This window comes from Streptomyces sp. NPDC015130, from assembly GCF_043080005.1.
GTDB lineage: Bacteria > Actinomycetota > Actinomycetes > Streptomycetales > Streptomycetaceae > Streptomyces.
Map to the genome: position 1 here is coordinate 1 of NZ_JBIBVC010000017.1, position 24134 is coordinate 24134.

A 24134-nucleotide genomic window follows, 5' to 3' on the forward strand; every position below is an offset into this window, starting at 1 on the left:
CGGTGAGTTCCTAGACAGCTCCCACCACACCGGAGGTCTTCGCCATGTTCAAGACCAGACCAGTGTCAACAACGCTCGTGATCAATACACCTAGGCCCTGTCGTCGAACTCCCGCCTGCCCTGCGGGCGGACGACGGGAGTGTGACGACAGGACCTAGCGGCCCAGGTACTTCGGCTTCTCCTTGGCGATGAAGGCGCTGACCGCGATCGTGTGGTCCTCCGAGGCGCCCGCGAGGGACTGGAGCTCGTCCTCCTTCTCCAGGGACTCGGCCAGCGAGTGGTCCGCGCCGTAGGCCAGGGACTCCTTGAGCGCCGCGTAGGCCACCGTCGGGCCCTCCGCGAGGGCGCGGGCGACCTTCGCGGCCTCGGCGGCGAGGTCGGCGGCCGGGACCAGACGGTTCGCGATGCCGAGCTCGTACGCCTCCTGGGCGCTGATCGAGCGCGGGAAGAGCAGCAGGTCGGAGGCCCGGCTCGCGCCGATCAGCCGGGGCAGCGTCCAGGACATGCCCGAGTCCGAGGTGAGCGCGACGCCCGCGAAGGACGTGTTGAAGGCGGCCGTGTCCGCGACGACCCGGTAGTCCGCCGCGAGCGCGAAACCGAAGCCCGCGCCCGCCGCGACGCCGTTCACGCCGGCCACGACCGGCTTCCGCATGCCCGTCAGGGCCTTCACGATCGGGTTGTAGTGGTCGCGCACCGTGTTCATGGTCTCGCGCGTGCCGGACTCCCGGTCCGCCATGAGCAGACCCACGTGCTCCTTGAGGTCCTGGCCCACACAGAACGCCCGGTCGCCCGCCGCGGTGAGCAGGACGGCCCGTACGGCGGTGTCCGCCGCGGCCGTTTCCGCGGCCTCCCGGAGCGCGACCTTCGCCGCCACGTTCATCGCGTTCATGGCCTCGGGCCGGTTGAGCGTGATGGTGGCGAGCCCGTCGCTCACCTCGTACAGCACCGTGTCGGCCATGGGGTTCCCTTCGCCTCTTTGCGTGGTTGACCTGCCCAGCATGGCGGAGATCACCCGCACCGCACATGTGAGCTGCGTCAAAGAAATCTGGCCGTCGGCGCGATCCGGGGCGGCGCAGTATCGCAGCCGGATCGCCGAAATATGGGGTTTTGAGAGAGCGCGTTGCGCAAGCGATGCAGATCGATGTTGGTCATCGGGTCCTGCGATGCGGGATAATGACCTGGAAGCAATGTGTTCGAAGCCGGTGAAGCGTGCTCCGCATCAAAGAGCTGCCCGGCTGACGATGAGCTGGTTTCAGGAAGGGGAACAAGCATGGCGGCCATGAAGCCGCGGACGGGTGACGGCCCGCTCGAGGTGACCAAGGAGGGGCGGGGCATCGTCATGCGCGTTCCGCTCGAAGGCGGCGGTCGGCTTGTCGTCGAGCTGACCCCGGGTGAGGCCGAGGCGCTGGGCGACGCCCTGAAGAAGGTCGTCGGCTGACCTGACCCTCGACGATTCCTCGCCACTGCCCCGGGACGGTGTCCACCGTGCCGGGGCAGTGGTGTGTCCGGGGAAGGAAGGTGTGTCCGCGTCCGGGGAGGGTGTGTCCGGAGGGAGGAAGAGCGGGCCGCGTGGTCAGCCGCGGCAGGAGGAGCGGGCCGGGGCGGTCAGCCTCGGCGTACGGCGCAGAGGAGGCCGTCGCCCACCGGCAGCAGCGAGGGCAGCAGCTCCTGGCTCTCCCGCACCGTGCGCAGCAGCTCGCGCACCCGCAGGACCTCCGCCGGCTGGGCCGCCGAGTCGACCGTCCGGCCGTCCGCGAAGACCCCCTCGAAGCAGACGAGACCCCCAGGTCGCAGCAGGCGCAACGATTCAGCGAGGTAGTCCAGGTACTCCAGCCGGTCGCCGTCGCAGAAGACGAGGTCGTACCCGCCGTCCGCGAGCCGGGGCAGCACGTCGAGCGCGCGGCCGGGGATGAACCGGGCCCGGTTGCCGGCGAAGCCCGCCGCGCGGAACGCCGTCTTCGCGAACTGCTGGTGCTCCGGCTGGAGGTCCACCGTCGTCAGGACCCCGTCCGGCCGCATCCCCAGCAGCAGGTAGATGCCCGACACTCCCGTGCCGGTACCGATCTCCGCCACCGCCTTGGCGTCCGCCGTCGCCGCGAGCAGGCGCAGCGCGCCGCCGGTGCCCGGCGACACCGAGGGCAGCCCTGCCTCCCGGGCCCGCTCCCGGGCCCAGCGCAGAGCTTCGTCCTCGGCGACGAAGGCGTCGGCGAACGACCAGCCCGTCTGCCGGTTGGCGGTAATGGCCCTCTCCTGTCCCCGTAGTTGACGCAACGGTGACTGTATCCGCTGTCAGCGGGAACCCGCAGATGGGACCGCACGTTCACCGGAGGCGGGACGCGACCCGCGACAGCCGGGCGACCCGGTTCCAAATTCGCGTAAAGATTCTTATCCGGAGCTAACGGGCGAGGTGGCTATGGTAGGGGCTCCACTGGACACCACCAGAGCCGACAGGGGAGGTGCGGCTGCGCCTGTGGATCGGGGAGGAGTGCTTCGGCGTCTTCTCAGGTCGGCGGGTGAGCCGAAATCCGTGACCGACACCGCTGACCGAATCCGCACCACCGACTCCGCTCCCACCACCGCGACCTTCGCATCGGACGCGGAATCGCAGGCGTGGACTCCGCCCACCTGGGAGGAGATCGTCAGCACGCACAGTGGCCGGGTCTACCGCCTCGCCTACCGCCTCACCGGCAACCAGCACGACGCCGAGGACCTCACCCAGGAGGTCTTCGTCCGCGTCTTCCGCTCGCTGTCGACGTACACGCCGGGCACCTTCGAGGGCTGGCTCCACCGCATCACCACCAATCTCTTCCTCGACATGGTCCGCCGCAAGCAGCGCATCCGCTTCGACGCGCTCGCCGACGACGCCGCCGAGCGGCTCCCCAGCCGGGAGCCCTCGCCGCAGCAGGTGTTCAACGACACCCACTTCGACGCCGACGTGCAGCAGGCCCTCGACACCCTCGCGCCCGAGTTCCGCGCCGCGGTCGTCCTCTGCGACATCGAAGGACTGTCGTACGAGGAGATCGCCGCGACCCTCGGCGTGAAGCTCGGCACCGTCCGCAGCCGGATCCACCGCGGTCGCTCCCATCTGCGCAAGGCGCTCAAGCACCGCTCGCCCGAGGCCCGGGCGGAGCGTGCCCTCGCCTCCGTCGGATGGGAGGCAGGGACAGCGTGAGCGGCACACGTCCCACGTCGCCGACCCCCGCGGAGCACCACCTCGGGGACCGGCTGGCGGCGCTCGTCGACGGCGAGCTCGGCCACGACGCCCGCGAGCGGGTGCTCGCACACCTCGCGACCTGTCCGCGCTGCAAGGCCGAGGCCGACGCGCAGCGCACCGTCAAGAGCGTCTTCGCCTCCGCGGCGCCCCCGCCGCCCTCGGCCGGCTTCCTCGCCAGGCTCCAGGGGCTCCCCGGGGGACCAGGTGAGCCTTCGGGCGGCTCCGGCGGGCCCGGGGCCTCGCGAGGGCCCCTCGAAGAACTGCTCGGCGCGGCGGCGCTCAAGTCCGACGGCTTCGCCACCGCGGCGGTCGTCACCCCGAACTCCCCGCACCCCGCCACCGGCTTCCGGATCCACGAGGTCGGCGACCGCGCCTCCGGCACGTCCGGGCGCGGCCGGCGCTTCGCCTTCGCGGCGGCCAGCGCGGTCTCGTTCGCGGCGATCGCCCTCGGCGGCACGCTGCCCGTCGAGACCTCGGTGAGCGCGAGCGGACGCGGCGGCCAGGGCACGGGCAGCGCGGTCACGCCGCTGCGCGCCACGGCCACCGGCGGCGCCGCGGGCACCACCGGTGCCACCCGCGGCACGCGGTCCGGGGAGCGTTCGGGCGCCCAGTCCGTCGCCGAGGAGCCCCTCACCCCGCTCGCGCCGCTCGCGGCCCGCACCGTCACCCCACGGGCTCCCGGGGGCACGGTTCCCCTGGGCGCGGTGCCGCCGGACGCGGTGCGCTCGGGCAAGGCTCCGCTGGTGGCCGTGCGCCTCCAGAACCAGGCCATGCAGTCGTTCCTCGCCCTCTCGCCGTTCATACGACCGACGGGTCCGGCCCTCGATCTGGCCTTCGCCCCCGGTCCCAGCCCGGCGGCGAGCCCGACGAACGCACCGCTCGGCTCCCACCGCTGACCCTGACCTGGTTGAATCCAGGGACAGGGGCGCCCGAGCCAGGGGCGCGGACGGGTCAGCGGGTTGCGGGGAGAGCATGAACGACGGGAAGCCGAACTGGTGGAGCCGGCCTTCGACGGCACCGGAGGCGGCGCGGATATCCTCGCCGCCCCCGGCCGACGGCGACGGTGACTTCCCCCTGCCCGCGCCCCAGCCGCCGGCGGAGGCCGGGCCGGGGGCCGCGAGCACCGAGCCCGCGACCGAGTCAGGGGTCGAGGCCGTGACCGAGCCCGCGGCCGAGTCCGCAGTCGAGGCCGTGACCGGGCCCGCTGCCGTGACCGGGCCCGCGACAGCTGCCGAGCCCGCGACCGCGCCCGCCGTCCTGCTGACGAAGGGTGAGCCGACCGACGCGCCCCTCGCCGGAGCACCCGCCGCCGACGCGCCCGTCGCCGACGCGCCCGTGACCGAGGCGCTCGTCGCCGACGTTCCCCCGGCCGCCCCCGGGCCGGCCGCCCAGCCCGCTCCCCAGCCCCTTCACGCGCCCGACGAGTACCGGACGCCGCCCTACGGCGAGCCCGGCCCGTGGGCGCCCGCGCCGCCCGTGCAGCACCCGGCGGCCTCCGTGCCGCCCCAGGCCCCCGTACCGCCCCAGGCGCAGCCGCAGGGCCCCGTGCACCCGGCGCCCCCGCGGCAGGCCGCCGTGCCCCCCGTACCGCCGCAGCAGGGCGGGAACGCCCCGTGGATGCAGTACGACCCCTGGGGCGGGGCCGTCGGCGGCGTCGGGCTCGTGCCCGCGCCCGTGAAGAAGTCCCGGAAGGGCCTCGCGCTCGCCGGAGCCCTGGTCTTCGCCCTCGTCACCGGTGTCATCGGCGGCGGCATCGGCGCCTACGTCGAGCGGAACGGCGGACTCACCACGGTCGAGCTGCCCCAGGCCGACGGTGGGGACACCGACCGCGCCCCCGAGAGCGTGGCCGGGATCGCCGCCGCCGCGCTGCCCGGCGTCGTCACCCTGCACGTCAGCGGCGGCGGCTCCTCCGGCACCGGCACCGGCTTCGTCCTGGACACCAAGGGCCACATCCTCACCAACAACCACGTGGTCGACGCGGCCGAGTCCTCCGGGGACATCACCGTGACCTTCGCCAGCGGCGAGACCGCCCGCGCCAAGATCGTCGGCAAGGACACCGGCTACGACCTGGCCGTCGTCCAGGTCACCGGCGTCTCCGGCCTCAAGGCGCTGCCCCTCGGCAACTCCGACAACGTCCGGGTCGGCGACCCCGTCGTCGCCATCGGCGCCCCCTTCGACCTCTCCAACACCGTGACCTCCGGGATCATCAGCGCCAAGGAGCGCCCGATCACCGCCGGCGGAGAGAAGGGCGACGGCACCGACATCAGCTACGTCGACGCCCTCCAGACCGACGCCCCCATCAACCCCGGCAACTCGGGCGGCCCGCTGCTCGACTCCAAGGGCCGGGTCATCGGCATCAACAGCGCGATCCGCGCCGCCGGCGGCTCCGGTGACGGCGACGGCGACAGCGCCGGCCAGCCCGGCTCCATCGGCCTCGGCTTCGCCATACCGATCAACCAGGGCAAGCGGGTGGCCGAGGAGCTCATCAACACCGGCAAGGCCACCCACCCCGTCATCGGTGTGAGCCTCGACATGCAGTTCAACGGCGACGGCGCGCGGGTCGGCGAGAAGGGCAAGGACGGCGCCGCCTCCGTCACCCCGGGCGGGCCGGCCGCCACGGCGGGCCTCCGTCCCGGCGACGTCATCACCAAGGTCGACGGCCAGCGCGTGCACAACGGCGAGGAGCTGATCGTGAAGATCCGCGCCCACCGCCCCGGTGACGAACTGCGGCTCACCCTGACCCGTGACGGCAAAGAGCTGACCAAGACGTTGACCCTCGGTTCCTCGCAGGGCACGTGAGTGACGTGCGGCGGACACCGGGAGGTACCCGTCCGGCAGTTTCGGCGGGTACCGTGGACCGGGCCCTGGACCGGCGTGAAGGAGCTACTAGGTGTTCAGCGACATAGGCGCACTCGAGCTGGTGGCCCTCGTGGTCCTCGCCGTGCTCGTCTTCGGGCCTGACAAGCTCCCGAAGGTCATCCAGGACGTCTCGCGCTTCATCCGGAAGGTACGTGACTTCTCGGACAGCGCGAAGGAGGACATCCGCAGCGAGCTGGGACCGGAGTTCAAGGACTTCGAGTTCGAGGACCTCAACCCGAAGACGTTCCTCCGCAAGCAGCTGGAGGGGAACGAGGACCTCAAGGAGCTCAAGGAACTGCGCGGCTCGTTCGACCTCAAGAAGGAGATGACCGACGTCGCCGACGCGGTCCACGGCCGGGCGGCCGCGCCCGCGGCGGTCAACGGCAGCGCGGCCGCCGCCACTCCGGACCTCCTCAAGAAGCAGGACAAGCCGGACACCGGTGAGCGTCCTCCGTACGACTCCGACGCGACCTGACGACGGGCTGTCACCGACCCGACGCGTCCTGGTGGCTATCCTCCCTCTGTTGACGGAACGAGGAGGCGGCCGAGTTGGAGACCACGAGTCGGGTGGAGGGCGTACCGACGGCCCGGCGTACCCCCGAGGGATACCTGCGGGCACCCTTCGCCTGGTACGGCCTCGACGAGGCGTTCACCGGGCCGCGCTGGCTGATGCAGGTCGGCACCGCGGCGGACGGCAGCGTCCAGCACGGGTCGACCGGGCACGGTGACACGCCGTCGATAAAGTCGGACGCGACCGCGGCGGAGAAGGAGCGGTTCGCCGTCGTCGTGACCGTGGCCGCGTCCCCCGTCCGGCGGACCGGGGACGGGACGGGCGTCCTCGACGCCACCACGGTCTCCTCCGCCGCCTGGCTGGCCGGCTCGGGGCTCCTGGTGCACACCTGGCCGGCCTCGCTGGACCACGGGATGCGCGACAACTGGCTGGACCAGCAGACGGAGACGGCCTTCGAGCTCGCCGACGACCTCGACGGGCCCGCCTGGTCGACGTTGTCGCTGCCCGTGGACGGGGTCCCGATGCCCTTCCACTACCGCGAGTCGGAGTTCGGCTGGGTGCTGGCCGGTTCGGCCGCGGGGGTGCACCTCGGGGCGTACGGGCGGGGGATGAGCGCGTACGGGCTCGGGTTCTCGCAGATCAAGGACCTGGAGACGTACGCCTGACGGCATGACGAAGGGGCGCCCCCGCCGGGGGCGCCCCTTCGTCATGCCGTACGTCAGAACTTGTTGCGCGGGGTGATGCCCAGGCTCATGCCCGAGAGGCCGCGCTGGCGGCCGCCCAGCTTGCCCGCGATGGCGCGCAGGGCCGCGCCCGCCGGGGAGTCCGGGTCGGACAGGACGACCGGCTTGCCGTCGTCGCCGCCCTCGCGCAGCCGCACGTCGATCGGGATCGAGCCGAGGACGGGGACGGTCGCGCCCGTGGTCTGGGTCAGGCCGTCGGCGACCTTCTGGCCGCCGCCCGTGCCGAAGACGTCGACCATCTCGTCGCAGTGCGGGCAGGGCAGCCCCGCCATGTTCTCGACGACGCCGACGATCTTCTGGTGCGTCTGCACGGCGATCGAACCGGCCCGCTCGGCGACCTCGGCGGCGGCCTGCTGCGGGGTCGTCACGACCAGGATCTCCGCGTTCGGCACGAGCTGCGCGACCGAGATCGCGATGTCGCCCGTGCCCGGCGGCAGGTCGAGCAGGAGGACGTCCAGGTCGCCCCAGTACACGTCCGCGAGGAACTGCTGGAGCGCGCGGTGCAGCATCGGGCCGCGCCACACCACCGGGGCGTTGCCCGGGGTGAACATCCCGATGGAGATGACCTTCACGCCGTTCGCGGACGGCGGCATGATCATGTTCTCGACCTGGGTCGGACGGCCGTCCGCGCCCAGCATCCGCGGCACACTGTGGCCGTAGATGTCGGCGTCGACGACGCCGACCTTCAGACCGTCGGCGGCCATCGCCGCGGCCAGGTTCACGGTGACGGAGGACTTGCCGACCCCGCCCTTGCCGGAGGCGACCGCGTACACCCGGGTCAGCGAGCCCGGCTTCGCGAACGGCACCTCGCGCTCCGCGCCGGTCCCGCGCAGCGCCGCCGCCAGCTCCTTGCGCTGCTCGTCGCTCATCACGTCGAGCGTGACGTCGACACCCGTGACGCCCTCCACCCGGGAGACGGCCTCGGTCACGCGCTGCGTGATGGTGTCCCGCATCGGGCAGCCGGAGACGGTCAGGTAGACCGTGACGGCGACCTTGCCGTCCGGTTCGATCTCCACCGACTTGACCATGCCGAGCTCAGTGATCGGTTTGTTGATCTCGGGGTCGTTCACCGTCGCCAGTGCTTCGAGCACCGCGTCTTCCATAGCCATACCGACGATGGTACGGCGCCGACCACCGGCCCATGAAAGGGCTGTCAACGGTCGGGTACGTCACTTCCGTGTCCTTCGCCCGACGGGAATAGATCCCGGCGCTCCTCCAGCTCCTTGATCAGGTCCTGGAGCTCCGAGCGGATCCAGTCGCGCGTCGCCACCTCGCCGAGGCCCATGCGGAGCGCCGCGATCTCCCGGGTCAGGTACTCGGTGTCCGCGATCGACCGCTCGTTCTGCTTCCGGTCCTGTTCGAGGTTGACCCGGTCCCGGTCGTCCTGCCGGTTCTGCGCGAGCAGGATCAGCGGGGCCGCGTACGAGGCCTGGAGGGACAGCGCGAGCGTCAGGAAGATGAAGGGGTACTCGTCGAACTTCAGCGACGCGGGCGCGAAGACGTTCCACCCGATCCAGACGACGACCGTCAGGGTCATCCAGACCAGGAACCGCCCCGTCCCCAGGAAGCGGGCGATCCGCTCCGACAGCCGCCCGAAGGCCTCCGGGTCGTACTCCGGCAGGAACCTGGCCCGGCGCTCGCGCGGCAGGTCGAGCCGGATGCGGGACATGGGGCGCTCCCGGTCCCGGTCCCGCTCCCGCTCCTGCCCCCGCTCAGCGGCCATGCGCGCTGCCCTCCTCGTGGAACTCGGTCTCCCGCCAGTCGTCCGGCAGCAGGTGGTCGAGCACGTCGTCGACGGTGACCGCGCCGAGCAGCGACCCGCTCTCGTCCACGACGGGCGCGGCGACCATGTTGTACGCGGCGAGGTAGCTCGTGACGGCGGGCAGCGGGGTGTCGGGACCCAGCGGCGGCAGATCGCTGTCCACGAGCGAACTGACCAGCGTGAACGGCGGGTCCCGCAGCAGCCGCTGGAAGTGCACCGTGCCCAGGTACTTCCCGGTCGGCGTCTCGTCCGGCGGCCGGCACACGTACACCTGCGCGGCGAGCGCCGGCGACAGGTCCTGCTGGCGCACCCGGGCCAGCGCGTCCGCGACCGTGGCGTCCGGCCGCAGCACGATCGGCTCGGTCGTCATCAGACCGCCGGCCGTGCGCTCCTCGTACGACAGGAGCCGGCGCACATCGGCGGCGTCGTCCGGCTGCATCAGGGTGAGGAGCCGTTCCTGGTCCTCCTCCGGCAGCTCGGACAGCAGGTCGGCCGCGTCGTCCGGGTCCATCGCCTCCAGGACGTCGGCGGCCCGTTCCTCCTTCAGCTTGCCGAGGATCTCGATCTGGTCGTCCTCCGGCAGCTCTTCGAGGACGTCGGCGAGCCGGTCGTCGTCGAGGGCGGCGGCCACCTCGGCGCGCCGCTTGGGGGAGAGGTGGTGCAGGACGTTGGCGAGGTCGGCGGGGCGCAGCTTCTCGAAGGTGGCGACGAGGCTCTCCGCGCCCTGTCCCTCCTCCTCCAGGGAGAAGCCGGTGACGGCCGACCACTCGACGGTGAGCGTCTCGCCCTTGCGGCTCAGGACCCCGCCCTTGCCCTTGCGGACGAAGACCTTGTCGATCTCCCAGTCGCGGCGGGCCGGCAGCTGCTGGATGGCGACGTCGAGGACGGTGACCTCCTCGCCCTCCTGCCCGTCGGGCCCCACGAGCCGGACGCGCCGGTCGAGGAGCTCGCCGAGGACGAGCCGCTCGGTGGGCCGCTGCTCGAAGCGGCGCATGTTGACCACGCCCGTGGTGATGACCTGGCCGGACTCGACGCCCGTGATGCGGGTCATGGGGACGAAGACGCGGCGGCGGCTCAGCACCTCCACGACCATGCCGAGCAGCCGGGGCGGCCTGCGGCCGACGCGGAGCATGGCCACGAGGTCGCTGACCCGGCCGACCTGGTCGCCGACGGGGTCGAAGACGGGGACCCCCGCCAGGTGGGAGACGAAGATCCGGGGGGCGCCTGCCGCCATGCCACGCGCCTCCTCGGTGCCGCACGATTCGAGTCGTGGCAAGAGCTTTGCCGCTTCTCGCGGGGCTTTGCCTGGTTCAGGCTAGCCCGTGCCGTTCCGACCCGCTCCGGCAAGGACTCCGTACGGCTGCCTGCGGGGCCCGTCACCCGGCCCGGGTACGCTGCGGTCTGCCGTCCCCCCTCCTGGACCCTGGCACCGGACCCGGCCATTCCGCCGACCCGGCCCGCGGCCGTCCGGCGGCACTCCCGAACGGGCCCACGGCCCGGCGTACTCCCCCCCCACGACACGAGAGGCAGCGCTGATGGCCGTTCGTACCCCGTCGTCGCGTATCCGCAGGGCCGTCGCGCCCCTGGCGCTCTGCGCCGGGCTGACGGTCGGACTCACCGCCTGCGGCGCCGATCCGGACGAGGGGACCAACGGGGTGGGCCGGCTCTCCGCGCCCGAGATCGAGCAGGAGGCGCAGACCGCGGCGGACGCGGCGAAGGCGGTACGGCTGTCCGGCACCCTCGTCAGCAAGGGCGGCACCTTCAAGCTCAACATGCGGCTCAAGCAGGACGGCGCCGCCGGCTCGGTGACGACGAAGAACAGCACCTTCGAGCTGCTGCGGATCGGTGACGCGCTCTACCTGAAGGCGGACGCGGACTTCTGGGCGCACGACGACAAGGCGACCGAGGAGCCCTCCGAGGCCGACAGCGAGGCCGCCGACAAGCTCGACGACAAGTACGTGAAGGTGCCGCAGGGCGACCCCTCGTACAAGCAGTTCCGCGGCTTCACCGACATGGACGTGCTCCTCGGCGGGCTGATCGGCCTGCACGGGGACAAGGTCAAGGGCGACCGCGACCAGATCGGCGGGGTCCGCACGATCAAGGTCAAGGGCGGCGCCGAGGGCGAGGGCGGCACGCTCGACGTGGCCCTGGAGGGCTCCCCGTACCCGCTGCAGTTCGCGCGGGGCGGGGGAGCGGGCATCGTCGTGCTCTCCGAGTGGAACAAGGACTTCCCGCTCGCGGAGCCGTCCAAGGAGGAGACCCTCGACTACGGCAAGCAGCTGCCGCGCACGTAGAGGGTGTCCGGAGTCCTCTACGTGCGGCGCTTGCGGAACAGCAGCTTCGGGAGCGCCGCCGGCACCGGGCGCCGGGTCGTGGCCTCCGAGGGCAGCGGTACGGCGGCCAGGGAGCCGTCCGGCAGCTCCGTCGTCGAGGCGCGGGGGTCGAGCCGCAGCACGCGGCACTCGCGCGCCCAGCGCCCCGTCATCGCCTCGCCGTCGTGGGCGTTCAGCCGCTTGCCCTTCAGCTCGGCGACCGCGGCGTCCCACTCCTCGGAACCGGGGGACAGCTCGCGCACGGCGGCCGTCCAGGCGACGAGCCGCCCGCCCTTGTCCTTGCTGCGGACCGTGACCTCGGCCGTCCCGCCGTCCGTCAGGCCCGGCAGGGGCTGCTCGCCGGGGCCGTCGCCGACGACGTGCGCGGCGCCGTCGTGCCAGACGTGCCAGAGCGCGCGGGCGGGACCGGTCCCGCGCACCCAGACGAGGCCGGACTTCTTGGTGGCCTCCTCGACGAGGGCGGACCCGAGCAGCTCTTCAGTCATGGCGCGAAGCCTAGCGGGAGCCCCGCCAGGACCTGTCCGGTCGATCATGGCCGGGGCCGCGGCGGTCGTGCCGACCCTGATCGACCGGACAGGTCCTACAGCCAGCCGTTGCGCTTGAGCATGCGGTGGATGCTGAAGCAGACCACGATGATGCCGGTGAGCACCATCGGGTAGCCGTACTTCCAGTGCAGCTCCGGCATGTGGTCGAAGTTCATGCCGTAGACGCCGCAGACCGCCGTGGGGACGGCGACGATCGCCGCCCACGAGGTGATCTTGCGCATGTCCTCGTTCTGCGCGACGGTCGCCTGCGCGAGGTTGGCCTGGAGGATCGAGTTGAGGAGCTCGTCGAAGCCGACGACCTGCTCCTGGACGCGGGCGAGGTGGTCGGCGACGTCCCGGAAGTACTTCTGGATGTCGGGGTCGACCAGGCGCATCGGGCGCTCGCTGAGCAGGGTCAGCGGACGCAGGAGCGGTGTGACGGCCCGCTTGAACTCCAGTACCTCACGCTTGAGCTGGTAGATGCGGCCCGTGTCCGTGCCGCGGGTGGAGCCTTTGGCGCTCGGCGAGAAGACGTCGATCTCCAGCTGGTCGATGTCCAGCTCGACGGCGTCGGCGACCGCGATGTAGCCGTCGACGACGTGGTCGGCGATGGCGTGCAGGACGGCCGAGGGCCCTTTGGCGAGGAGCTCGGGCTCGCCCTGGAGGCGGTGGCGGAGGTTGCGCAGGGAGCCCTGGCCTCCGTGCCGGACCGTGATGACGAAGTCGGGGCCGGTGAAGCACATGACCTCGCCGGTCTCGACGACCTCGCTGGTCGCGGTGAGCTCGGCGTGCTCGACGTAGTGGATCGTCTTGAAGACGGTGAAGAGCGTGTCGTCGTACCGCTCCAGCTTGGGCCGCTGGTGGGCGTGGACGGCGTCCTCGACGGCGAGCGGGTGCAGCCCGAACTCGGCGGCGATACCGGCGAATTCGGCCTCGGTCGGCTCGTGGAGCCCGATCCAGGCGAAGCCGCCGCTCTCGCGGACCTGGCTCATCGCGCCGCGGGGCGTGAGGCAGGCGCGGTCCTCGACCCGGCGCCCGTCGCGGTAGACGGCGCAGTCGACGACGGCGCTGGAGGCCGAGTGGTCGCGGGTCGGGTCGTACGCGGTGTACGTGGTGGGGGTCTTGCGCAGGCTGTGCCGCAGGCTCGGCCGGACGGCGGCGCGCAGGTCACGGATCATCGACATGGGCATGCTCCTTCACGGAGAGGCCGTCGGCGCGATGCGTGGCACAGCCCGGAATGGGGACGTGGAGCTACGTCGTCCACAAAGCGGGCGGCACCGGGGGATCGCGGTGACGGCGTTCGCTACAGACAGGCAAAGGCGAAATGCTCTTCCGTCGTGCGAGATGCCGGAGAAGGCAGGTCCCAACGGGACCTGGGGTCACCGGAGGGAGAAGCGCACCGGGCTCGGGTGCGGGGCGGAAGAGCGACTGGTACTGCCCGACCGACTTCGGTCCATCGCAGCCCCACCTCCTCCGGCCGGTCCCCCGTGAGGGATGACGTGTGACGAGTAATCAGGAGTTCGTGACTCCCGACCAGCGGCCAAGACTATCAGCCGACAGAGGGTCAATCCCTGACTTTGCCCGTTCCATACGCGCTTTATGCTCGACGCATGGGAGAAGTTCTTGCTCTGGTCGAGGCCCGGCTGCGGACGGCACTCGGCGAACCGGACGCGCGGGCCGCGGTGACCTTCCTCGGCACCGATCGGATCGAGGTGCTCCGCTTCATCGACGGCGACCTCGTGCGGTACGCGACCCTCGGGATGTCCGCCTCGCCGATGGCCGACCCGACCGCCGCCCTCGCCGACCCCGTGAAGGGCCCGCGCGCGGAGCTCGTCCTCACCGTACGGGCCGGCCTCGCCGACACCGACAAGGTGCTGCGCCCGCTCGCCGTGCTCGCCTCCACGCCGCAGGTCGAGGGCGTGGTCGTGGCCCCCGGCGCCTCGCTCGACGTGGGCGAGCCCCTCTGGCCGGGCGCCTCCTTCAGCTCGGTCCTGGTCGCCGGGTCCGGCGGCCTCGTGGAGGACCTGGAACTGGACGAGCCGCTCGACCCGGTCCGCTTCCTGCCGCTGCTCCCGATGACCCCGAACGAGGCGGCGTGGAAGCGGGTGCACGGGGCGCAGGCGCTGGAGGAGCGCTGGCTGGCCCGGGGGACCGACCTGCGCGATCCGCTGCGCGGGTCCGTGGCCCTGGACTGAGGCCGGGCGGCGCGGCGGGTGAAGGGCCCGGGCCGGACGGGTGATCGTCCGCGGGCCGTCCTTGACGCGGGGCCCCGGGGGTAGGACCGTTGAGCCCTATGAGGGGCGAACCCAGTTGTCCGAAGTGCGGTGGCAGGGTCAGAGCGCCCGGTCTCTTCTCCGACTCCTGGCAGTGTGACGTGCACGGCTCGGTGCACCCGCTCCAGCCCGTCATCCCACCCAGCGTCGAGGCCCTCGGTGTCGTCGTGCACCGGTCCCACGTCCCGGTGTGGATGCCGTGGCCCCTGCCCGTCGGCTGGCTCTTCACCGGTGTCGCGTACGCGGGCGACGACCGCAGCGGCGGACGCGCGACCGCCGTCGCCTGCTCGGGCCCCGGGCCGCTCGGCGGCATCGGCGAACTGCTCCTGGTCGCCGAGGAGCTCGGCGTGGGACTCGGCGCGCGGTACGCCGGCATCGACGGCCTCGATCCCGGCTCCGGCATGGCCATCGACAAGCCGCCCCAGGCGAAGGTCCTCGCCGCCGGCCGCCCCACCCCGCTGTGGCACGTCACCGGCACCCCGCAGGACCGGGCGGTCTTCGCGGGGGAGGCGCGCGGCCTCTGGCTGTGGGCGATCGTCTGGCCCGAGCAGTCCGGCCTCCTGATGTACGACGAGCTGGTCCTGACGGACCTGCGGGACGCGGGTGCCGAGGTCGAGCTCCTGCCGTGCGGCGCGCTCACCCCGAGGCTGCTGAAGTAACGGGCGACCGGGGGACCGGATCCGTACAAGGCCGTTCGATTCGCCCGTTATGCTGAAGCGTCCCTCGTCCGTGCCGAGCCCCTGGAGTACCGCGTCGTGCGCATCGATCTGCACACCCACTCCACGGCCTCCGACGGCACGGACTCGCCGGCCGAACTCGTCAGGAACGCGGCCGCGGCCGGGCTCGACGTCGTCGCGCTGACGGACCACGACACCACCCGCGGCCACGCCGAGGCGATCGGCGCGCTGCCCGAGGGACTGACCCTCGTCCCCGGCGCCGAGCTCTCCTGCCGCCTCGACGGCGTCGGCCTGCACATGCTCGCGTACCTCTTCGACCCCGAGGAACCCGCGCTCCTCGCCGAGCGCGAGCTCGTCCGCGACGACCGCGTGCCGCGCGCCCGCGCCATGGTCGGCAAGCTCCAGGAGCTCGGCGTCCCCGTCACCTGGGAGCAGGTCGCCCGGATCGCCGGTGACGGCTCCGTCGGCCGCCCGCACGTCGCCGAGGCGCTCGTCGAGCTCGGGGTCGTCCCGGACGTCTCCGGGGCGTTCACGCCCGACTGGCTCGCCGACGGCGGCCGGGCGTACGTCGGGAAGCACGAGCTGGACCCGTTCGAGGCGATCCGCCTGGTCAAGGCCGCCGGAGGCGTCACGGTCTTCGCGCACCCGCTCGCCGTCAAGCGCGGCGAGGTCGTGCCGGAGAGCGCGATAGCCCGGCTCGCCGACGCCGGACTCGACGGCATCGAGGTCGACCACATGGACCACGACGAGGCGACGCGCGCACGGCTGCGCGGGCTCGCGAAGGAGCTCGGGCTGCTGGTCACGGGCTCCAGCGACTACCACGGCAGCCGCAAGACCTGTCGCCCCGGCGACTGCACCACCGACCCCGAGATCTACGGCGAGATCATCCGCCGTGCCACAGGGGCCTTCGCGGTCCCCGGCACGGGGGGAGCCGCCGCCTAGCCCTTCGGGGCCGACCCGAGGGAGCGAGGCCTGAGGCCGGCGGTCGCCGGACCGCCAGGTCACGGTTCACGGCCTCCCACGGCCGTCGTCGGCCGTCCGGGCCGAGGTGCTCGAGTCGGCCTGTCGGCCGGGACGGTCACCACGACCCGCATCCGCGTCAGCCCCGCCAGGGCGGCGCACCGCCACTCGCGTCAGCCCCGCCAGGGCGGCGTACGTACACGCACCCAGCGTCAGCCCCGCCAGGGCGGCGTACCCGCATCCGCGTCAGCCCCGCCAGGGCGGCGGAGTCACACGGCCCGAACCGGTCCCCGGACCGGCGTCCGGGCCCGGCCTCGGGCCCCGCCAGGGCCCCGGGCAGCCCCCACCCGTCACCCGTCCACGTCACCCCGCACGGCTCCGCGCCGCGCGGGGGGACGTACCCGCGTCGGCCCGCTGCCGGAACTCCACATTCCGACAGTGGTGACCCCCACCCCACCGTTCGACCTCTCCCGCAAGGCACCCCACCGTGTTCGACGTCGCCGTCTTCGGCTCGCTGTTCCTGACCCTCTTCGTGATCATGGATCCCCCCGGGATCACGCCGATCTTCCTCGCCCTGACCTCCGGCCGTCCGGCCAAGGTCCAGCGCCGCATGGCCTGGCAGGCCGTCGCCGTGGCCTTCGGTGTCATCACGGTCTTCGGTCTGCTCGGGCAGCAGATCCTGGACTACCTGCACGTCTCCGTCCCCGCGCTGATGATCGCGGGCGGTCTGCTCCTGCTGCTGATCGCGCTCGACCTGCTCACCGGCAAGACCGACGAGCCGAAGCAGACCAAGGACGTGAACGTCGCCCTGGTGCCGCTCGGCATGCCGCTGCTCGCCGGGCCGGGTGCGATCGTCTCGGTCATCCTCGCCGTGCAGCACGCCGACAGCGTCGCCTCGCAGGTCTCCGTCTGGGCGGCCATCGTCGCCATGCACGTCGTGCTCTGGCTGACCATGCGCTACTCGCTGGTGATCATCCGGGTCATCAAGGACGGCGGCGTGGTCCTGGTGACGCGCCTCGCCGGCATGATGCTCTCCGCCATCGCGGTGCAGCAGATCATCAACGGCGTCACCCAGGTCGTCCAGGGGTCCTGACCGGCCGATCCGGGCGTCTCCGGACACCACTGCGCCCCCGTACGGATTCCGCTGCTGCGAAGTCCGTGCGGGGGCGCGGTGCGTGGGGTGGACCCGGCCTGTTACGAGGCCGTGGTCTCGGCGGGGCGGATCCAGATGCGCTGGCCGATCGCGGCGGCCTGCTGCACGATCCGATTGACGGAGGCGGCGTCCACGACCGTGCTGTCGACGGGCGTGCCGTCGATGTCGTCGAGGCGCAGGATTTCGAAGCGCATGGGCTTCTCCCTTCGTCTGAGTTGATCCTCCTGATGGAGAACTGCGTTACGTACGGGTCCAACGATGTGTAGAGGGAAAACATTCCCTACGCTAAAGAAAATTTTCGGCTGGCTAACTACTGGCGGGTAGGGGGTGTGGCGGCAGAGCCCCCGGCGGCGGAGAATGAGCCCCGTATGAACGACGCAGAGACCACCGCCGCACCCGCCGAGCCGTCCGCCGACGCACCGACCGCCGCACCCGGCGACGCCCGGGCATTGGACACCCATGCGCTTGAGGCCCGCCTGAGCGCCATCGAAGCCCGGGTGGAGCGCACCAACGACCTCCTCCGGCGGATGCTGGCCGAGGTGGCCAAGACCCCGTCCACCCACGCCATCTTCGTCGACGCGGGTTACGTCCATGCTGCGGCCGGGTTGCTGGTGACCGGCACCGAGGACCGGCGCTCCTTCGACCTCGACGCCGAGGGCCTGATCGAGGCCTTCATCGACAAGGCCCGCACGATCTTCGCGGACAGCAGACTGCTCCGCGTCTACTGGTACGACGGCGCCCGGCGCCGGATCCACACCCCCGAGCAGCAGGCCATCGCCGAGCTGCCCGACGTCAAGGTGCGCCTCGGCAACCTCAACGCCAACAACCAGCAGAAGGGCGTCGACTCCCTGATCCGCACCGATCTGGAGTCCCTCGCCCGCCACCGCGCCATCAGCGACGCCGCCCTCGTCGGCGGCGACGAGGACCTCGTCTCGGCCGTCGAGGCCGCGCAGGGCTACGGCGCCCGCGTCCACCTCTGGGGCATCGAGGCCGCCGAGGGCCGCAACCAGGCCGAGGCACTCCTCTGGGAGGTCGACAGCCAGCGCACGTTCGAGCTCGACTTCTGCCGGCCGTACGTCACCCGCCGCCCCGTCACGACGTACGAGAACGAGGGCGAGCCGCCGCCCTCCCGCGAGGAGGTCCGCTTCGTCGGCGCCCAGATCGCCGCGACCTGGCTCGCCGAGCGCGGCCGGGACCGGCTCGCCGAGCTCCTGCCCGGCGCCCCCTACCTCCCGGGCCCCGTCGACCAGGACCTGCTCGTCGAGGCGGAACGCCTGCTCAGCCGCTCCCTGCGCGGTCACGCGTCCCTGCGGCGCGCCCTGCGCGACGGCTTCTGGCAGCACCTCAAGACGCAGTACTGAGGACGCGTACCGAAGGTCGTGGCCCCGCGCGGCCCCGAGGACGCGTACCGAGGACGCGTTCTGGCACGGCCGGTCAGGAAGCCGCCGCACCGGCCTCCGCGTGGGCGGCCACCCGCTCCCAGAAGGCGGTGAGCCGGTCCGCCAGTTCGCGCGGGTGCGAGACGTTCGGCGAGTGGCCCGCGCCCTCGACCACCGTGTGGTGCGCGCCGGTGCGGGCCGCCGCCGCGGCCAGCTCCGCCGGGGGCCAGACCATCTCGTCCGCCCCGTACGCGATGTGCAGCGGCACCTGGAGTCCGAGCAGCTCCGGCGTGCCGTCCGGGTCGCTCAGGAGCAGCCGGCCGGTGCCCGCGAGCTGGGCGATCCGGGTCCGCATCCAGCGCCGCCGCAGGAACTCCACGAGCTCAGGCGCGTCCACCGCGTCCGGTTCCTCGCCCCGGCTGTCCAGCCAGCGCGTGGCCCGCCAGACCCGTTCCTTCGGGAGCAGCGCCAGCGAGCCCCGCAGCACCCGGACCCGGATCCGCTGCGGGCGCGCGACCCGGCCGGGACCCGAGGAGAGCAGGGTGAGCGAGCGGAACGCGCGGGGTGCGAGCGAGGCCGCGGCGCGGGCGACGAGGCCGCCGAACGAGTGGCCGAGCAGATGGACCGGCCCGTCCCCGAGAGCGGCGGCCTGCGCGACCACGTCGAGCGCGAGCGCCCTGCGGCGGTAGGCCGCCCGGCCGCGCGGGCCCGGGGTCTCGTGCTGGCCCCGCCCGTCCACCGCCACCGCGCGGTAGCCGGCCTCGCCCAGTGGCCCGAGCAGCGCCAGGAAGTCCTCCTTGCTGCCGGTGTACCCGGGCAGCAGCAGCACCGTCCCGCGCCGCTCGCCCTCGGGTGCCGTGTCGAGGACGGCGAAGTCGCCCCGCGCGGTCACCAGACGGTGGGCACGGGTGCGGGGCGGCAGTACGAGGGAACGGGGCTTGCTCATATCTGGACTGTAACGGCGGGAGCGGAGGGCGCACGCGGGGGACCGGGGCCCGGTGGCCGGCGGGAAAGGCCGTGCGGCCCGGTCCCTGGGGAGGGACCGGGCCGCACGGGCGGGACGGGGCGGGATCAGCTCTCGGGCTGGGCCGCCGCCGCCTTCTTCGTGGTGCGGCGGCGCGGAGCCTTCGGGGCCTCCTCGGCGGCCGGGGCGTCGGCGGCCGGGGCCTCGACGGCAGCGGCTGCCTTCTTCGTCGTACGGCGACGCGTCGGCTTCTGCGGCTCCGAGGCGTCGGGCGCCTCGGCGGCGACGGCGGCCTTCTTCGTCGTACGGCGGCGCGGAGCCTTCGGGGCCTCCTCGGCGACCGGCTCGGCCACCGGAGCGGCCTCGGCGACGACCTCGGCGGCCGCGGCCTTCTTGGTCGTACGGCGGGCACGCGGGGCCTTGGCGGCCTTGGGGGCCTCCTCGACGACCGGCTCTGCCGCCGGCTCGACGGCCACGGGGGCCGCGACCGGCTCGGCGACGGCCTCGGCCACCGGGGCCTCGGTCGTGACCGGGGCGCCCGCGGGCCGGCGAGCGGTGCGGCGGGCGCGGGGAGCCTTGGGGGCCTCCTCGACGACCGGGGCCGCGACGGTCTCGACGACGATCTCGGTCGCCGTGACCTCGGCGTTGACCGGGGATCCGGCGGGCCGGCGAGCGGTGCGACGGGCGCGCGGAGCCTTGGGGACCTCCTCGACGACCGGCTCGACGACCGGCTCGACGGCGGGGGCCTCGGCCACCGGCGCCTCGACGGTCACCGGGGCGTTGGTGGCCTTGCGGACCACGCGGCGACGGCGCGGGGCGGGAACCTCGGCCATGACCTCGGCGACGGCCACGACCGGCTCGGCCACCGCGGCGGCCACCGGAGCGGCGACGGCCTCGACGACCGGCTCCGCGACGGCCTTCTTGACCGTACGGCGGCGGGGGGCCTTCTTCGGCTCCGCCGGGGCCTCCACGGGGGCCTCGACGACCGGGGCGGCGGGGGCCTCGACGACCCGGGCGTTCCGCAGGGCGGCCGCGGCGGTCTCGACCGTCTGGAAGGTGACGGTGTCCTCGACCGGCCGCACGCGCGGACGGCGACGGCGCGGGGCCGGGGGTGCCTCCTGGAGCGCGGGGGCCGGGGCGGCGGGCGCGGCCGTCACGGCCTCCGGGCGGGCGGCGCGGCCACGGCGGCGGGGAGCGCGCGGCTCCTCGGCGACGGGAGCCGGAGCGGCCTCGACCGGGGCGACGACCGGAGCGGCCTGGGCCACGGGGGCGGTCTCAGCCTCCACCGGAGCCGGAGCGGCCTGGGTCACCGGAGCGGCCTGGGTCACCGGAGCCGCCTGGACGGCCTGCGCGATCCCGGCACCGGCCGGACGGGTACGGCGACGGCGACGCGGGGTGCGCGGAGCGGACTCGGCGGGGGCGTCCTCGACCGCGGCGGCCGGAGCGGCGGCCACGGCGGCGGCCGGAGCCGCCTGGACGTCACCGAGCTCGCTGCCGCCACGGGTGCGGCGACGCTGACGCGGGGTCCGCGTACGCGCCGGACGCTCCTCCGTCTTCTCGGGCCGGTCGGCCTTCGGGCCGCGGCCACGGCGTCCGCCGGGCTCGCCCAGGTCCTCCAGCTCCTCCGCGCCCAGACCCGCACGGGTCCGCTCGGTGCGGGGCAGGATGCCCTTGGTGCCCGCCGGGATGTCCAGCTCCTCGTAGAGGTGCGGGGACGAGGAGTACGTCTCGACCGGGTCGTGGAAGTCCAGCTCCAGCGCCTTGTTGATGAGCTGCCAGCGCGGGATGTCGTCCCAGTCGACCAGCGTCACGGCCGTGCCCTTCGCACCGGCGCGGCCGGTGCGGCCCACGCGGTGGAGGAAGGTCTTCTCGTCCTCGGGCGACTGGTAGTTGATGACGTGGGTGACGCCCTCGACGTCGATGCCGCGCGCGGCGACGTCGGTGCAGACGAGGACGTCCACCTTGCCGTTGCGGAAGGCGCGCAGCGCCTGCTCGCGGGCGCCCTGGCCCAGGTCGCCGTGGACCGCGCCGGACGCGAAGCCGCGCCGCTCCAGCTGCTCGGCGATGTCGGCCGCCGTGCGCTTCGTACGGCAGAAGATCATCGCGAGTCCGCGGCCGTTGGCCTGCAGGATGCGGGAGACCATCTCCGGCTTGTCCATGTTGTGCGCGCGGTAGACGTGCTGCTTGATGTTGGCGACGGTCGCGCCCTCGCCGTCGGGCGAGGTGGCGCGGATGTGCGTCGGCTGCGACATGTAGCGGCGGGCGAGGCCGATGACCGCGCCCGGCATGGTCGCCGAGAACAGCATGGTCTGGCGCTTCGCCGGAAGCATGTTCATGATCTTCTCGACGTCGGGCAGGAAGCCCAGGTCGAGCATCTCGTCGGCCTCGTCCAGGACGAGGACCTTGACGTGCGACAGGTCGAGCTTGCGCTGGCCGGCCAGGTCGAGCAGACGGCCGGGGGTGCCGACGACGACGTCGACGCCCTTCTTCAGCGCCTCGACCTGAGGCTCGTACGCACGGCCGCCGTAGATGGCGAGCACACGGACGTTGCGCACCTTGCCGGCGGTGAGGAGGTCGTTGGTGACCTGCTGGCAGAGCTCACGGGTGGGGACCACGATGAGCGCCTGCGGGGCGTCGGTCAGCTGTTCGGGCTTCGCCCGGCCGGCCTCGACGTCCGCGGGAACGGTGACGCGCTCCAGGATGGGGAGGCCGAAACCGAGGGTCTTGCCCGTGCCGGTCTTGGCCTGGCCGATGACGTCGGTGCCGCTGAGGGCGACCGGAAGGGTCATCTCCTGGATGGGGAAGGGGGTGACGATGCCGACGGCCTCCAGGGCCTCGGCCGTCTCGCTAAGGATTCCGAGCTCTCGGAAAGTCGTAGTCAGGGTGCTGCCTCTTCTGTGGACGCGGTACGAGGCGAACGCTGGGGGTCGTACCGTGCCGGAACACAGGCCGCCGGATCGGGAAGATCACAGCCGGCCAGGTGGCACGGGACCACTGCCGTCGCTCGAGCGTCGTACCGCTGAGGTGACCCCTCCGCGGGTCCGCCGGAAGGGCTGTCGGGCCGGAGCCGATCGGGCCACCGACCGGGCATCCTCATTCATGAGTCGGCCTACCGTGTACGTCCGAACGTGCGAAAGCATGTCCGCATACTCAGCAGGCGCTTTATCACTGTACCCCGGAATCGCGCATGTGTGTTGGGAGAAAACGTGATGAGGGCACGGTCACACTGACTGACCAGGGCCTTCCCGGCGGCGGGAGCGGGCTATTGTGCGCTCCATGGAGACGCCTGACAACGCCACACCGACCGGGATCGCCGCCGAGGACTGGGCCACGGCATCCGCCGAGCCGCAGTACCGCGCCGCCGTGATCGACCTCCTCGGCGCGCTGGCCTACGGAGAGCTGGCGGCCTTCGAGCGGCTCGCCGAGGACGCCAAGCTGGCACCGACCCTCGCGGACAAGGCGGAGCTGGCGAAGATGGCCGCCGCCGAGTTCCACCACTTCGAGCAGCTGCGCGACCGGCTCGCGGCCGTGGACGCCGAGCCGACCACCGCGATGGAGCCCTTCGCCAAGGCGCTCGACGACTTCCACCGCCAGACCGCGCCCTCGGACTGGCTGGAGGGCCTCGTCAAGGCGTACGTCGGCGACTCGATCGCCAGCGACTTCTACCGTGAGGTCGCGGCCCGGCTCGACTCCGACACGCGCGGGCTCGTCCTGTCGGTGCTCGACGACACCGGCCACGGCAACTTCGCCGTGGAGAAGGTCCGCGCCGCGATCGACGCCGACCCCCGCGTCGGCGGCCGGCTCGCCCTCTGGGCGCGCCGCCTGATGGGCGAGGCGCTCTCGCAGGCCCAGCGGGTGGTCGCCGAGCGCGACGCGCTGTCGACGATGCTGGTCGGCGGCGTCGCGGACGGCTTCGACCTCGCCGAGGTCGGCCGGATGTTCTCCCGGATCACCGAGGCCCACACCAAGCGCATGGCCGCGCTCGGCCTGGCCGCGTAAGCCTTCTCGTACGTCGTGGTCGCGCGGCGCTGCTCACGCCGCCGCTGATCGCCGCAGCCGGCGCGAGGCCGGGCGGATCAGCAGCGAGAGCAGCACCGCGGTGATCGCCACCGCACCGATGACGGTGGCGAGGAAGTGGCCGGGGCCCAGCGCCCCGTGCGTGACGAGCGCGCCGAAGACGCCGCCCAGCGCTCCGGTCATGAGGACGGTCCCCCGGGAGGGGAGGCGGTCGGCCAGCCGGTGCACGGCGGCCCAGGCCAGGGCGAAGCCGAGCAGAGCGGAACCGAGGGCTTCCAGGAACACGGCGGATCACCTCGCGGGTGCTGCGGGGCGGGCGTTGCGGTCGTAGCCCTCCTACCCCCGGCGCCCGGACGGCAATCCTCCCCCCACCCGCCTGACGTGGCCGTTCGGCCGGAGCCGGGCCGTGGGGTCGAGGGGGAGCCGGGGTGGAGCCGGGGCACACGAAAGGCCCGGTGGACCGTGACGGTCCACCGGGCCTTTCCCGTAGATCCGGGACTCAGAGGGCGCCGAAGCCCACCCGACGCACGGCGGGCTCGCCGAGCTCCACGTACGCGATCTTCTCGGACGGGACGAGGACCTTGCGGCCCTTCTCGTCCGAGAGGCTGAGCAGCTGCACCTTGCCGGCCAGAGCGTCGGCCACCGCGCGCTCCACCTCCTCGGCGGACTGCCCGCTCTCCAGAACGATCTCCCGGGGTGCGTGCTGCACGCCGATCTTGACCTCCACGGCTATGTCCCTCCGAACGGTCAGCGTTGCGCGACTTC

Annotated in this window: 25 protein-coding genes; 13 read left to right on the plus strand and 12 right to left on the minus strand. The window is 72.9% G+C overall.

All coding sequences use genetic code 11. From position 1 onward, the window contains the following. Nucleotides 1-154: 154 nt before the first annotated feature. A complete protein-coding gene (locus ACF08F_RS29110) occupies nucleotides 155-958 on the minus strand; it encodes an enoyl-CoA hydratase/isomerase family protein (protein ID WP_392301505.1) in 804 nt (267 codons plus the stop codon). Nucleotides 959-1270: 312 nt separating this feature from the next. On the opposite strand from ACF08F_RS29110, the gene ACF08F_RS29115 reads away from it, so the two are divergent. Continuing rightward, the gene (locus ACF08F_RS29115; RefSeq protein WP_017239934.1) at nucleotides 1271-1438 is read left to right on the plus strand and encodes a DUF3117 domain-containing protein; all 168 of its coding nucleotides are present in this window, start codon (nucleotides 1271-1273) and stop codon (nucleotides 1436-1438) included. Between the two features lie 167 nt (nucleotides 1439-1605). Here ACF08F_RS29115 and ACF08F_RS29120 read toward each other — a convergent pair whose 3' ends face one another. Further along, a complete protein-coding gene (locus tag ACF08F_RS29120) occupies nucleotides 1606-2271 on the minus strand; it encodes an O-methyltransferase (protein ID WP_392301506.1) in 666 nt (221 codons plus the stop codon). Nucleotides 2272-2413: 142 nt separating this feature from the next. Between ACF08F_RS29120 and sigE the strand changes: the two genes are divergently transcribed. The 5 genes from sigE to ACF08F_RS29145 all read left to right on the plus strand — a co-directional run bounded on the left by sigE (nucleotide 2414) and on the right by ACF08F_RS29145 (nucleotide 7249). Next, complete coding sequence (gene sigE, locus ACF08F_RS29125) at nucleotides 2414-3172, plus strand: RNA polymerase sigma factor SigE (protein WP_125745465.1); 759 nt, start codon at nucleotides 2414-2416, stop codon at nucleotides 3170-3172. Next, nucleotides 3169-4110, plus strand: a complete 942-nt coding sequence (locus ACF08F_RS29130; protein ID WP_392301507.1) for a zf-HC2 domain-containing protein — start codon at nucleotides 3169-3171, stop codon at nucleotides 4108-4110. The genes sigE and ACF08F_RS29130 overlap by 4 nt, the downstream gene beginning before the upstream one ends. Before the next feature lie 76 nt (nucleotides 4111-4186). After that, complete coding sequence (locus ACF08F_RS29135; protein ID WP_392301508.1) at nucleotides 4187-6013, plus strand: trypsin-like peptidase domain-containing protein; 1827 nt, start codon at nucleotides 4187-4189, stop codon at nucleotides 6011-6013. A gap of 91 nt (nucleotides 6014-6104) precedes the next feature. After that, nucleotides 6105-6548, plus strand: coding sequence for a sec-independent translocase (locus tag ACF08F_RS29140; RefSeq protein ID WP_392301509.1), 444 nt, complete (start codon nucleotides 6105-6107; stop codon nucleotides 6546-6548). 74 nt (nucleotides 6549-6622) lie between these two features. After that, nucleotides 6623-7249, plus strand: a complete 627-nt coding sequence (locus ACF08F_RS29145) for a hypothetical protein (RefSeq protein WP_392301510.1) — start codon at nucleotides 6623-6625, stop codon at nucleotides 7247-7249. Nucleotides 7250-7302: 53 nt separating this feature from the next. On the opposite strand, the gene ACF08F_RS29150 is transcribed toward ACF08F_RS29145, so the two are convergent. From ACF08F_RS29150 to ACF08F_RS29160, 3 genes are read right to left on the minus strand one after another with little or no spacing between them, the layout of a single operon-like run. Then, nucleotides 7303-8436, minus strand: coding sequence for an Mrp/NBP35 family ATP-binding protein (locus ACF08F_RS29150; RefSeq protein ID WP_392301511.1), 1134 nt, complete (start codon nucleotides 8434-8436; stop codon nucleotides 7303-7305). A 44-nt stretch (nucleotides 8437-8480) separates the two neighbouring features. Beyond that, the gene (locus ACF08F_RS29155) at nucleotides 8481-9050 is read right to left on the minus strand and encodes a DUF1003 domain-containing protein (RefSeq protein ID WP_392301512.1); all 570 of its coding nucleotides are present in this window, start codon (nucleotides 9048-9050) and stop codon (nucleotides 8481-8483) included. Further along, nucleotides 9040-10323: a magnesium transporter MgtE N-terminal domain-containing protein gene (locus tag ACF08F_RS29160; protein WP_392301513.1), complete on the minus strand. Its 1284-nt coding sequence runs from the start codon at nucleotides 10321-10323 to the stop codon at nucleotides 9040-9042. The genes ACF08F_RS29155 and ACF08F_RS29160 overlap by 11 nt, the downstream gene beginning before the upstream one ends. A 301-nt stretch (nucleotides 10324-10624) precedes the next feature. Between ACF08F_RS29160 and ACF08F_RS29165 the strand changes: the two genes are divergently transcribed. Continuing rightward, nucleotides 10625-11383, plus strand: a complete 759-nt coding sequence (locus ACF08F_RS29165; protein WP_392301514.1) for a hypothetical protein — start codon at nucleotides 10625-10627, stop codon at nucleotides 11381-11383. A gap of 17 nt (nucleotides 11384-11400) precedes the next feature. On the opposite strand, the gene ACF08F_RS29170 is transcribed toward ACF08F_RS29165, so the two are convergent. After that, nucleotides 11401-11907 (minus strand): hypothetical protein, encoded by a 507-nt coding sequence (locus tag ACF08F_RS29170; protein WP_392301515.1) that lies wholly within the window; start codon nucleotides 11905-11907, stop codon nucleotides 11401-11403. Nucleotides 11908-12002: 95 nt separating this feature from the next. After that, nucleotides 12003-13130 (minus strand): magnesium and cobalt transport protein CorA, encoded by a 1128-nt coding sequence (locus ACF08F_RS29175; RefSeq protein WP_392301516.1) that lies wholly within the window; start codon nucleotides 13128-13130, stop codon nucleotides 12003-12005. A gap of 426 nt (nucleotides 13131-13556) precedes the next feature. Between ACF08F_RS29175 and ACF08F_RS29180 the strand changes: the two genes are divergently transcribed. The 4 genes from ACF08F_RS29180 (at nucleotide 13557) to ACF08F_RS29195 (ending at nucleotide 16949) form a co-directional block, all read left to right on the plus strand. Beyond that, nucleotides 13557-14141: a suppressor of fused domain protein gene (locus ACF08F_RS29180; protein ID WP_392301517.1), complete on the plus strand. Its 585-nt coding sequence runs from the start codon at nucleotides 13557-13559 to the stop codon at nucleotides 14139-14141. 98 nt (nucleotides 14142-14239) lie between these two features. Continuing rightward, nucleotides 14240-14878, plus strand: coding sequence for a DUF6758 family protein (locus ACF08F_RS29185; RefSeq protein ID WP_392301518.1), 639 nt, complete (start codon nucleotides 14240-14242; stop codon nucleotides 14876-14878). Nucleotides 14879-14974: 96 nt separating this feature from the next. Then, nucleotides 14975-15838: a PHP domain-containing protein gene (locus tag ACF08F_RS29190; RefSeq protein ID WP_392301519.1), complete on the plus strand. Its 864-nt coding sequence runs from the start codon at nucleotides 14975-14977 to the stop codon at nucleotides 15836-15838. A 505-nt stretch (nucleotides 15839-16343) separates the two neighbouring features. Next, entirely contained in the window at nucleotides 16344-16949 is a 606-nt protein-coding gene (locus tag ACF08F_RS29195; protein ID WP_392301520.1) for a MarC family protein, read from the plus strand. 101 nt (nucleotides 16950-17050) lie between these two features. On the opposite strand, the gene ACF08F_RS29200 is transcribed toward ACF08F_RS29195, so the two are convergent. Further along, nucleotides 17051-17203 carry a hypothetical protein gene (locus ACF08F_RS29200; protein WP_392301521.1) on the minus strand — a complete coding sequence of 51 codons (153 nt, stop codon included), beginning with the start codon at nucleotides 17201-17203 and terminating at the stop codon, nucleotides 17051-17053. 333 nt (nucleotides 17204-17536) lie between these two features. On the opposite strand from ACF08F_RS29200, the gene ACF08F_RS29205 reads away from it, so the two are divergent. After that, nucleotides 17537-18370, plus strand: coding sequence for an NYN domain-containing protein (locus ACF08F_RS29205; RefSeq protein ID WP_223835462.1), 834 nt, complete (start codon nucleotides 17537-17539; stop codon nucleotides 18368-18370). 73 nt (nucleotides 18371-18443) lie between these two features. Here ACF08F_RS29205 and ACF08F_RS29210 read toward each other — a convergent pair whose 3' ends face one another. Together ACF08F_RS29210 and ACF08F_RS29215 are read right to left on the minus strand one after the other, a co-directional pair. Further along, nucleotides 18444-19334: an alpha/beta fold hydrolase gene (locus ACF08F_RS29210; RefSeq protein ID WP_392301522.1), complete on the minus strand. Its 891-nt coding sequence runs from the start codon at nucleotides 19332-19334 to the stop codon at nucleotides 18444-18446. Nucleotides 19335-19459: 125 nt separating this feature from the next. Continuing rightward, on the minus strand, nucleotides 19460-22141 hold the full coding sequence (locus ACF08F_RS29215; RefSeq protein WP_392301523.1) for a DEAD/DEAH box helicase: 2682 nt from the start codon (nucleotides 22139-22141) through the stop codon (nucleotides 19460-19462). 487 nt (nucleotides 22142-22628) lie between these two features. On the opposite strand from ACF08F_RS29215, the gene ACF08F_RS29220 reads away from it, so the two are divergent. Continuing rightward, entirely contained in the window at nucleotides 22629-23351 is a 723-nt protein-coding gene (locus tag ACF08F_RS29220; protein WP_189509504.1) for a ferritin-like fold-containing protein, read from the plus strand. 33 nt (nucleotides 23352-23384) lie between these two features. On the opposite strand, the gene ACF08F_RS29225 is transcribed toward ACF08F_RS29220, so the two are convergent. Both ACF08F_RS29225 and ACF08F_RS29230 read right to left on the minus strand, forming a co-directional pair. Further along, the gene (locus ACF08F_RS29225; RefSeq protein WP_392301524.1) at nucleotides 23385-23654 is read right to left on the minus strand and encodes a hypothetical protein; all 270 of its coding nucleotides are present in this window, start codon (nucleotides 23652-23654) and stop codon (nucleotides 23385-23387) included. Nucleotides 23655-23868: 214 nt separating this feature from the next. Next, on the minus strand, nucleotides 23869-24096 hold the full coding sequence (locus ACF08F_RS29230; RefSeq protein WP_392301525.1) for a DUF3107 domain-containing protein: 228 nt from the start codon (nucleotides 24094-24096) through the stop codon (nucleotides 23869-23871). Nucleotides 24097-24134 lie beyond the last annotated feature (38 nt).